Genomic DNA, 10071 nt, shown 5'->3' with positions numbered 1-10071 from the left:
GGCGGGGGGCACCCGCCCGCACCGGGGGGCGGTGCTAGCAGATGCACAGCGTGAAGTTGCCGGTGTGGATATTGGGCTCGGGCCAGACTTGCCCCTCCGGCATGTCCTGGGGGCCTGCGCTGGTCTGGAAGACGGCGTGGAAGTCGCCGGAATGCAGGCTCCCGACGTTGTATACGTTGGAGAAGCCGGTGCCGAGGCCGTAGTAGCAGTAGGTCTGGTCTCCGACGATCCTGGCGTTTCCCGCCCCGTGGCTGCACGTCTGGTCCCAGTAGACGGCGTTGGCTGATCCGGCCGACAGCAGGCTGACGGAGGCGGTGAGTGCGGTGATGGCGATGCCGGCGGTCACGCGTGCCTTGAGTCTCATGGGTGCTCTTTTCGGTGAGGCGTGGTTCTCGGAGGTCAGAGCTCTGATGGGTATGAGTGAACAAGGTGGTGACAATGGGCGCCAGTCATTTGATCAGGTTCAAATCAGATGGGGGCGACGGGCGTGGCGCTGGCGGGTGGCGGTGTTCGCGGGCAAGATCGCGCGCCGGTCCGAGTCACTGCGCATGCGTTGCGTAGGCGGCAATCGTCGTGCGTGGTGGGCACCTTGAGGCCTCTGGCGGGCCTCCTCGACGAGGGGGTGACCCGCGCGTCCGGCAGTTTGGCGACGGTCCGCGGCTGTTCGGCTTTCTATCCGCTGTTGCCTGCGTTGCGTTGTGCGGTGGCGGTGATGCTTGTGGTCGCCGGGTTCTGGGTCCCTCGCCGCGTCGTCGCCTTACGGAACCAGCCCGATTGGCTGCGCCCGCCGACGCGGCGAGGGACCCAGAACCAACACCCCGCGTGGTCCGGTCGGACCCGACGAACTGCGGCACCAGCCCGGCTGCCCCGTCGCCACGTCAAAGGCGGGACCACGCATCCGCGTGGTCCCGCTCGGTAGCGCTACGTCAGCTCAGCTCAGTCCTTCAGCAGCACGAACTTCGCTGTGGTGGTCGCTCCCTTCGTGATCGTCACCGTCTTCACCTGCGGCTGGTAGCCGTCCTTTGCCGCGATGACCGTCAGCGGGTTGTTCCGATAGTCCAGCCAGAGGCCGTACCCGCCGTTGATGTCGGTGTGCAGGGTGTAGTGCGTGGCCCACGTGTCGATCTGCACCGTCGCGCCTGCCAGCGGCACCAGGGCGCCGCTGGCGTCCGTGTACTGCACGACGCCGGCGAGCTTGCCCCATGTTGCCGGGGGCTTCACCGTCATGGTGATCGGCAGTGCCGTCAGGGGGTAGGGGGTGTCGGTGCTCAGGCCGAGGCTCGCGGTGTACGCGCCCGGCTGGGTGATCGAGGTGTCGCTGGCGTCCACGGTCACGGTGAATGTGCCGGAGGCGCCGGGGGCCAGGGTTACTGTTGTCGCGCTCTCCGAGAGCCATGGCACGTGGGTGCTGGGGCCGACGTTGTAGCCCGGGAGGACCTGGGTTGTGGACAGGGGCGGGGTCAGGGTGCCCTGGCCGCCGCCGACGGTGTAGAAGCCCAGGGCGCCGCCGAAGCGGTAGGCGCTGATGTTGGAGTTCGGCAGTGCCGCCCAGGCGTCGGCCGAGGGGTCGTAGGCCCAGGCCTGGTTCGTCAGGCCTGCGGCCAGAACGCCGCCGGTGACGACCAGCTTGCCGTTGGCGCCGGTGCCGGCCGCGCCCCAGAAGGCCGCGGGGGCGTTGGCGCCCTTGGTCCAGGAGCCTGCTGCCGGGTCGTAGATGTACGTGCTCTGGCTTGCTGCGCTTGCGGAGGTGCCGCCGGCGCAGACCAGCTTGCCGAGGACGTTCGCGCACGACAGCCATGACGTGGACTCCGGGTACGCGGCCAGCTTGGTCCACGTGCCTGCTCCGGCGTCGAAGGCGTAGACGTCGGTGGTGCCGCAGGTGGTGGTGCAGCCGCCGACGACGTACAGGGTCGAGCCGATCACCGCGCTGCCGGAGCCCGCGTAGGGCGTCGGTGCCGCGGTGCCGGTGCTCCAGCTGTTGGCCGCCGGGTCGTAGATCTCCATCTTCGGGTCGGGGTTGCCGGAGGTGGCCCAGCCGCCGACGACGTAGAGCTTGCCGCCGATGAAGCCGTGCGCGGGGGATTCACGGGTGTCGCTCGCCGAGGCCAGGGCGGTCCAGGCGCCTGCCGTCGGGTCGAAGGAGTAGAGCTTGCTGGAGTCGTTGGCGCCGTCGAAGCCGAATCCGGAATAGAGCTTGCCGCCGGAGAAGTCGGCGATGTTGTCCTGGATCAGCGTCGGGAAGTTCGCCAGCGGCTGCCAGCTGTCACCGGAGGTGGAGGCGTTGCTCTTCACCGCCTTGGCGCCGATCTGCTTCGAGGCCAGCAGGGCGCTGCCGGTGGTGACGTGCGCCGGCACGATCTGCGTCGGTGCCGCCGGCACGTTCTGCATCACGAAGCCGCCCGGCTGCTCGCTGACGTTCAGCGTCGCCGGCGCGGTGCCGGTGTTCTTCACCGTCACCGTCTGCGTGGCGTTCCCGCCCCAGGGCACCGTCTTGGACACGGATCCCGGCTTCACCGTCAGCCGGCCGGCCTTCAGTGCGAAGTCGGACTCCACGACCTTGGACGCGACCACGGTGGCCGTCGCCGTGCCTGTGGTGTAGTGGCCCTTGGCCGCGGACAGCGGCACCGAGCCGGTGGTCGGCGAGAAGAACCAGTAGAACGCGCCCTTCAGCGCCGGGTCCGAGGTGGTCGCCGTGGTTCCGCCGACGGTCGGCGCGGCGGTCTCGGCCACGGTCACGCCGGCCAGCGGCGCCTTGGTGTTGGCGTCGGTGACCTGCCCGACCACCAGGCCGCCGGGCACCGGGTCGCAGGTCGGCACGCCCAGCAGGACGTTGTCGACCTCCCAGTAGTAGGCCCAGGTGCCGGTGTAGTGGAACCGGACCTGCACCTGCGTCTTGCCCACGGCCTGCGGCAGCGGCACGCTCACCTTGGAGCCGTTCACGCCGGCGGTGGTCTGCGACCACACCGAGGACCAGGTCGCGCCGTTGTCCACGCTGACCTCGACGGTCGCCGTGGAGTTGCCGTACGGCTTGTAGTACGTCGCGAAGTCCAGCTCCGGGGCGGCGATCGCGGACAGGTCGGTGACCGGCGAGGTCAGATACGTGTCCTGCGAATTCCCCTGCCCCAGGTGGTCGCTGTCGATGATGGCGAACCCGCCGTCACCGGTGGTCAGGTTGCCGCGCTTGCCCGGGTCGTCGAACGCCCAGCCGCCGGAGGCGGTGTTGTTCGTCACGGTCCAGCCGGTCGGCGCCGTCGTGCCGTCGAACGTCTGGTACGCCCCGGTGTGCCCGACCTTGTAGCCGGCGGCCGTGCAGTTCGCGGAGTCCACCTTCACCGAGATCGGCTGGGACACCGCGGAGATCCCCACGGCCACCGAGGTGTCCGTGGTCTGATATCCCGGGTAGGCGGCCGCGGTGTGCAGCTGGTAGGTCTTGTCCACCGGCAGCTGGATCGTGTACGCGCCGGTCTTGGGGTTGGTGTACACCGGGCCGCCGGGCATGCCGTCGACCGTGATCGTCGCGTACAGCGGCCAGCCCTGGCCGGAGCCGTCGGTCACGGTGCCGGTCACCGCCACCCGGGCCACGGCCGCGAGGGTGAAGTTCTCCGCGACGGTGGCGCCGTCGGCGACCACCACGCCGGTCACCGACTGGTCGGCGTACCCGAAGGCACTGACGCCGACCGTGTAGGTGCCTGGTAGCACGTTCAATGTGTAGGTGCCGTCAGCGGCGGTCGTCGCGCTCGTCGAGCCGGCCGAGACCTTGGCGCCGGCGACCGGGTTGGTGCCGTCGGTGACCTTGCCGGAGACCACGCCGTGCGGGCCGCTGCTGAACGCCGCCAGGCCGTTGGGCGTGCCCAGGCCGGTCGGGCCGTCGTAGCCGGGGCCGGCGGTGCACAGGTACGACGGGGTGCAGGTGCTCGTCGAGCCCTGAGTCACGTCGTTGAGCGCCGAGGGCTTGGCGTAGGGGTAGGAGTTCGGGTACGTCCCGGCGGACGGTGCGCCGGCGTCGGCGTAGACCCCGGCGACCAGCGGCGTCGAGACGCTGGTACCGCCGTAGACCTGCCAGCCGGAGGCCTGGTAGGTGTCGTAGACCGAGACGCCGGTGGCCGGGTCGGCGACCGCCGAGACGTCCGCGAGCGCCCGCATCGCGCAGCCGGTGTCCTTCTGGAAGCTCGGCTTGGGCTCGTACAGCGAGCAGCCCGAGCCCGGGCCGCCGTAGGAGTTCGACCACACCGACTCCGACCAGCCGCGCGTGCTGGTGTCCTTGACCAGCGAGGTGCCGCCGACCGAGGTGACGTACTGCGAGGCGGCCGGGTAGGCCACGCCGTACCCGCCGTCGCCGGTGCTGGCCAGCACCGCCACGCCCGGGTGGTTGTAGTACGGGTCCATCGACGTGGTCTCCGACGGGTCCTCACCGCTGCCCGGCGTCGAGGTGTAGTTCGAGCCGTAGGAGTTGGAGACGTAGCCGGCGCCCAGCGTCACGGCCTCGTCGACGGCCGCACCCAGGTCGGTGAAGCTCGCCGAGGTGCCCTCGACCAGGATGATGTGGGCCTGCGGCGCGATCGCGCTGACCATGTCCAGGTCCAGCGAGATCTCCCCGGCCCAGCCGGAGTTCGGCGCCGGGTAGTTGGTGCCGCCGGTCTCGTCGACCTTCTTGAAGCAGCCGTTGGCGGTGGTGCACGCCGAGAGCCCGAACTGCGTCCGGTACAGCGCCAGGTCGCTCTCGGCGTTCGGGTCGTCGTAGGCGTCGACGATCGCGACCGTCGCCCCGGCCCCGCCGTTGGCCGGCAGGTTGTAGGCGCTGAGCAGGTCCGACGGCCCGAACCCGGCCGGGGTGCTCGCCGGCGCCAGGCCGGAGGCGCCTGCTATGTCAGTGCGCTGCAACGCGAAGCAGGTGAAGGTGCCCTTGGCCGCCGGCGGGCAGACCGAGCGCGCCTCGGGCTTGGCACCGGTCAGGCTTCCGGGTTTGGCGGCGGCGGCTCCGCCTCCGGCTCCGGCCGGGTGGACGGCGGCCGAAGCGGTGTTCGCAGAGGTCTGCGATGTCGCGGTCCGCAGCCCGACGTCGGCGGCGGCGCTGCCGACCCCGGTCGTTAACGCGAGTGCGGCGGCGAGGGCTACTACCTTGCCCAGACGTGGAGGAAGGGGGATGTGCACCTGCGGCTCCCTTGGGATGGCGGTGGCTGCCATGCCGTGGCGCCGCGGACACGGCGCCACGCTGCGCTGTGCCCTAGCAGAGGTGAGGATGTCCTGTGGTCAGGACGACCTGTTGTCAGCAGTCTGATCAGACTGTGAAGATGAGTGTGGCTCAAGGTAAAGGTTGTGTCTATACCCCGAAATCGGTGATGTCCTCGGTTTTTCCGCACTGACCTGGATATGCGCTTTAGTCGCTCATGGGTTGACGGCTTGATCGCGTGCGTTGAGGTTATGAGGTCGAGGCTTTGTGGGGTTAACGCTGCGCGGCGACCAGCACGGGACCGCCCGGAACGGTCGGGTACCGGCGCTCGTCACGGAAGCCTGCGGCCACCAGTGCTTCCTCAACGCTTGCGGTGTCCGATGAGCTGCCGCCGTTCAGTTCGGCGGTCCAGGCCGCCACGGCCCGGTGCAGCGGATGCTCCGGAGCCGGATTGGTGCCCGCGACGACCCAGCCGCCGGGTCGCAGGGCCCTGAAGACGCGTGGGATCGCGGACTGCAAAGCGGCGTCCGACAGGAACGGGGCCGGAAGCCAGACGAGGTCGTACGCGGCCTCCTCGGAGAGCGCGCCGACGTCCTCCAGACGCAGCGTGACGCGGCCGGCGGCAGCCGGATCCGCCTCGGCCAGCTCGGTCCCGGCCAGATCCAGCACCCGCCGCATCACGTCGATGCCCACGACCTCGACCGCCGGGAGCGCCGTGGCCAGCGCCAGCGCCAGTGCCGCGACGCCGGTGCCGACGTCCAGCACGCGGCTCCCGGGTCGGGCCAGGCGCTCGGCCAGCCCGGGCAGCGCCGGCACGATCCGCGTGGCCAGCGCGCGGCCGGTGCCGGCGGAGGCCCGGCCCTGGTTCAGCAGCACGTCGTCGTCGTGGCGCTCCCAGGCCGGTGCGGCGCCGGCGGTCTGCTCGGACGCCGCGACGGTGACCGCCTGTCGCAGGGCACTCAGACGCGCCGCGACGGCGCTGTGCGCGCTCGCGGCGTCGGCGACGTCCAGCACCGGGTCCACGGTGACGGCGTCCCCGTCGCGACGGACCAGCCCGGCGGCTTCCAGCACGGCCGTGCGGCGGGGATGCGCGGCGAGTACCTCGTCGAGGGGTGCCGTGGCCGCGTCCCGCATGGTGCCGATCATCGCGGCGAGCGCCCACGGTGTGGCTTCGAGGATAAGCGCCAGCTCGGTGCGGGGGTCCGGGGAGTCCGGGGAGTCATGGGCGGGGACGGTCATGGCGGGCCTTTCGTCAGCGATCCAGGTCGCCTTACTCTCCGGCATCGGCCGCGGTGGCCGCATCAGTCACATGAAGGCCAGTACCGCAGTACGACCCGAGGGTGGCACAACCCAGCACGACCCGGCGCGTCGGGTTAAGGTATCTCGCTTATGGAAGAGGCTACGTCTAAGGTCCATGTCCGGCTCGCCGTCGAGGACGGATGGCCGCCGGTCGCCTTCGAGGAGCTGGAGGCCAAGCCCCTGGGCGATCACAGGTACCGGCTCCTGTCCCCGCCGGCGTTCGCCGAGCAGCTGGCGATCGGGGACGTCGTCAGCGTTGAGCATCAGGAGTCGCCCGAACCGGAGCAGGTGTGGGTGGACTCGGTGATCGAGCCGAGCGGCCATTCGACGGTACGGGTGGTCTTCTTTCAGGCGGCCGGCCAGGAGTCCCAGTCGGGCCTGCGGCGCGACCTCGAAGGCCTCGGCGCGCAGGTCCACGACACCGGATTCCAGGGCCTGATCGCGGTGGACATTCCCGGTGAGGTCGACTACCGCGCCGTCCGGGAGGTCTTGGGCAAAGGAGAGTCGCAGGAGCTTTGGGACTTCGACGAAGGCGCGATCTCCCACCTGCACGACTACGAGTCGTAGCCGACGGGCCGCAATCTGTCGACTGCGGAACAGTAGGTGACCTTCGCCGGTCTCCAGGCCGTAAGCTTACGACTTAGGTAAGCCTAACTCCGGAGGTGTCCCCTTGGCCCGCACCCGCCACGACTTCGTCGTGCGCCGCACCGAGCGGCTGAACGACCACATGATCCGGGTCCATCTGGGCGGCCCGGGTTTCACGACCTTCCAGCCCAGCGAGTTCACCGACTCCTACGTCAAGCTGCTGTTCCCGGCGCCCGACGGCGAGGTCACGCGCACCTACACCGTGCGCGCGGTCGACGCCGCCGCCGAGACGATCGCCATCGACTTCGTCTACCACGGCGACGAGGGCCTGGCCGGCCCCTGGGCCGCTGCGGCCCAGCCCGGCGACGCCATCGGCCTGTTCGGCCCCGGCGGCGCCTACACCCCGCGCGCCGACGCGGACTGGCACCTGCTGGCCGGCGACAGCTCGGCGCTCCCGGCGATCTCCGCGGCGTGCGCAGCCCTGCCGGCCACCGCGGTCGGCCGGGTGTTCGTCGAAGTCCCGGGCCCCGCCGACGAGCTCGACATCGCCCGCCCGGACGGCGTGGAGCTCACCTGGGTCCACAACGACGGCGGCACGCCGGGGGAGGCGCTGGCGAAGGCTGTGCGCGCCGAACCGTGGCTCGACGGCCCGGTGCACGTCTTCATCCACGGCGAGGCGCAGTCGGTCATGCACGACCTGCGGCCCTACGTCCGCAAGGAGCGCGGGGTCCCGGCCGACTGGGCCTCGATCTCCGGCTACTGGCGTCCCGGGCGTACCGAGGAGGGCTTCCGGCAGTGGAAGCGGGAGCTCGCCGAGCGTGAGGAAGCGGCTGTCTGACAGCGTTTCTGACAGCTCTGTGCTTCTGACAGTTTTGTAGAGCAATGGCGGGGCCGACACCGTGATGGTGTCGGCCCCGCCAGCGCCGGTGTGTCGAGGATGAGCCGGAGTTCGGTAGCGTCCCGCTATGCCACATGAGCTTCCCGCGCACGTTGCCCCGCTGCCGGATCGGATCGGCCACGTCGGGGGCATTGAATCGCTCACTCTCGATGGGCGTCGTTACTACTTCGGGTTCGATTACCGGAGCGATGTCGTTGTCTCGCCGCTGATCGACGATCCGGGGGCGATGGCGGCGTTCGCGAGCGAGTACATGCGTCAGACCACTGGCAAGCACGACGTGGCGTACTGGGAGGAACTGGTCGCCAGCTGGGCCGAGGAGTCGTCGCTGACGGACGTCGACGCGCATCGGACGTTCTCCTCGGAGGAGCTGCGGGGTGGGTTGCCGGAGCCTGGTACCCACCTGCTCTACCTTCTGGGTGCGGCAACGGAGTGGGACACCTGGTTCGAGGAAGCGCCGGACATGAAGCGCGCCTACGACGGGCTCGGATTCGATGACGACGACTCGGAGTTTCTCGACCGCTGCCTTGAAGCGGTCGAGAAACACGGGGCGCGGGCACGGCCCGCCGAGTACGCGGTCGCGCGTTTTCACGTGGCGGCGGCTGCGGAGCATGCGCCGGGTAACTGGGGGATGCTATTCGGGCTGCTCGCGGAGGGGATTGCGAGTCAGGGCGAGGGATAAAACAGGATTCTGTCTATAGGCGGTGTCCGGCGGTGGTACGGTCGGCCGGTGTCTCGGACTCAATTGCCCGGTATTGCCGCGATGATCGCGGTTTTGTGTCTCGCTGCGGGATGTAGTTCTCATTCCGCGGCGGTGAATGGCGCCGGCGATCAGTCACATGTGATCGCTACGACGGCGTCGCCGAGCGCTTCTGGACGCGCTGTTTCTTCTTCGTCGCCTGCGTCCTCGCCCTCCTCAACTTCGCTTTCCTCGCCCTCACCTTCGCACTCGCGCTCCTCATCGGCGTCGTCTGCGTCGCCGTCGTCCTCCTCTTCGTCGTCATCGGCCCAGACTGCGTCGACGGCCGGCTGGCCCGACGCCAGCACCACCGGAGTCAAGCCGGGGTCGCATCTCGTGCCGAAGAAGGGCGAGATCCTGGTCAACGAGAACGGTGCCGTGGTCGAGAACATCGATCTGGTCGGCGACATCCGGGTCGAGGCTGACAATGTCGTTATTCGCAACGTGCGGATCTCGGCGCCGCAGAGTTCGGATATCGACCAGTGGGGGATTCTGCAGTGGGTCGGGCATACCGGCCTGACGGTCCAGGACAGCGAGATCGGCGGGCGGTCCGACACCGAACTGCGGCAGGCGGTGATGAACGACGGCGGAATGGTGACGGTGTCGCGCTGCAACATCCACGGGATGAGCAAGAAGGGTGTTTACACCAGCCAGGGCGACATCGAGGACAACTACATCCACGACCCCTACTGGTTCGCCGCCGCCGACGGCGAGATCGACATGATCCGCGTCGACGGCTCCCCGGACCCCGGCACCTCCCTGCTGGTCAAGCACAACGCCCTGATCGACACCACCACCACGAACAGCGCGCTCAGCCTCTTCGAGGCCGACGGCGGCACCCCCTCCCGCGTCACGGTCGAGGACAACTACATGGCCACCACCGGCTGGGCGATCTACGCCGGCGGCCAGACCGCCGCGACCAGCTACATCGTGGTGAAGGACAACGTCTTCGCGACGAAGTTCAAGGACGGCTACAGCTACGTCACGGAGTGGAATCCGAACGGGCCCGGGAACGTGTGGTCGGGGAACAAGTGGGCCAACGGCAAGGCGGCGCCGGTGCTGTCGTGAGGTCGCGGCGCCGCTGCACCGAACCTCGCGACGCTCTGGGCACACGCGAAAACCGCCGACCGGTCGTGACCGGATCGGCGGTTCCCAGATACCTCAACGTTCGCGCGCCTCGGGCCGGCGCGCGTTTTCAGCGCCGCGTACGCCTCGGGCCGGCGGGCGCGGCAGCAGCAGTCAGTGCTTGCGCGCGCCGACGGCCTTGGCCTTGCGGGAGGCGAACATCGCCGTGCCGCCCGCGCCGAAGAACGCCAGGGCGACCAGGCTGACCTCACCGACGTTGGCGCCGGTGTGCGCCAGGGTGGGGGTGCCGGGGGTGGT

Annotated in this window: 8 protein-coding genes and 1 pseudogene; 5 read left to right on the top strand and 4 right to left on the bottom strand. The window is 69.6% G+C overall.

Annotated elements, in window-relative coordinates:
• Positions 1 to 34: 34 nt before the first annotated feature.
• The 3 genes from GWK61_RS49430 to GWK61_RS49420 all read right to left on the bottom strand — a co-directional run bounded on the left by GWK61_RS49430 (position 35) and on the right by GWK61_RS49420 (position 6409).
• The gene (locus GWK61_RS49430; RefSeq protein WP_194920656.1) at positions 35 to 364 is read right to left on the bottom strand and encodes a hypothetical protein; all 330 of its coding nucleotides are present in this window, start codon (positions 362 to 364) and stop codon (positions 35 to 37) included.
• 572 nt (positions 365 to 936) lie between these two features.
• On the bottom strand, positions 937 to 4953 hold the full coding sequence (locus tag GWK61_RS49425; protein ID WP_438939826.1) for a carboxypeptidase regulatory-like domain-containing protein: 4017 nt from the start codon (positions 4951 to 4953) through the stop codon (positions 937 to 939).
• A 490-nt stretch (positions 4954 to 5443) separates the two neighbouring features.
• Positions 5444 to 6409, bottom strand: a complete 966-nt coding sequence (locus tag GWK61_RS49420; protein ID WP_194920652.1) for an SAM-dependent methyltransferase — start codon at positions 6407 to 6409, stop codon at positions 5444 to 5446.
• 150 nt (positions 6410 to 6559) lie between these two features.
• On the opposite strand from GWK61_RS49420, the gene GWK61_RS49415 reads away from it, so the two are divergent.
• From GWK61_RS49415 to GWK61_RS49405, 3 genes are all read left to right on the top strand, one after another.
• Entirely contained in the window at positions 6560 to 7036 is a 477-nt protein-coding gene (locus GWK61_RS49415; RefSeq protein ID WP_194920651.1) for a DUF4265 domain-containing protein, read from the top strand.
• Positions 7037 to 7139: 103 nt separating this feature from the next.
• Positions 7140 to 7892, top strand: coding sequence for a siderophore-interacting protein (locus tag GWK61_RS49410; RefSeq protein ID WP_194920650.1), 753 nt, complete (start codon positions 7140 to 7142; stop codon positions 7890 to 7892).
• Between the two features lie 127 nt (positions 7893 to 8019).
• A complete protein-coding gene (locus GWK61_RS49405; RefSeq protein WP_194920649.1) occupies positions 8020 to 8631 on the top strand; it encodes a hypothetical protein in 612 nt (203 codons plus the stop codon).
• Positions 8632 to 8780: 149 nt separating this feature from the next.
• On the opposite strand, the gene GWK61_RS49400 is transcribed toward GWK61_RS49405, so the two are convergent.
• On the bottom strand, positions 8781 to 9008 hold the full coding sequence (locus GWK61_RS49400) for a hypothetical protein (RefSeq protein WP_194920648.1): 228 nt from the start codon (positions 9006 to 9008) through the stop codon (positions 8781 to 8783).
• Here GWK61_RS49400 and GWK61_RS61230 point away from each other — a divergent pair.
• Positions 8904 to 9113: pseudogene (locus GWK61_RS61230) on the top strand (hypothetical protein); the annotation flags it as partial. The gene GWK61_RS49400 and the pseudogene GWK61_RS61230 sit on opposite strands and share 105 nt — an antisense overlap.
• Entirely contained in the window at positions 9025 to 9756 is a 732-nt protein-coding gene (locus GWK61_RS49395) for a right-handed parallel beta-helix repeat-containing protein (protein ID WP_194920647.1), read from the top strand. The pseudogene GWK61_RS61230 and the gene GWK61_RS49395, both read left to right, overlap by 89 nt.
• Positions 9757 to 10071 lie beyond the last annotated feature (315 nt).

Source organism: Catenulispora rubra, assembly GCF_015356825.1.
Classification (GTDB): domain Bacteria; phylum Actinomycetota; class Actinomycetes; order Streptomycetales; family Catenulisporaceae; genus Catenulispora; species Catenulispora rubra.
The sequence above is the reverse complement of the archived record's forward strand: the minus strand, read 5'-3'. Positions and strand labels throughout refer to the sequence as shown.

Coding starts and splice junctions, on each gene's coding strand:
- GWK61_RS49430 (WP_194920656.1), bottom strand. CDS start 364: ATGAGACTCAAGGCACGCGTGACCGCCGGCATCGCCATCACCGCACTC.
- GWK61_RS49420 (WP_194920652.1), bottom strand. CDS start 6,409: ATGACCGTCCCCGCCCATGACTCCCCGGACTCCCCGGACCCCCGCACC.
- GWK61_RS49415 (WP_194920651.1), top strand. CDS start 6,560: ATGGAAGAGGCTACGTCTAAGGTCCATGTCCGGCTCGCCGTCGAGGAC.
- GWK61_RS49405 (WP_194920649.1), top strand. CDS start 8,020: ATGCCACATGAGCTTCCCGCGCACGTTGCCCCGCTGCCGGATCGGATC.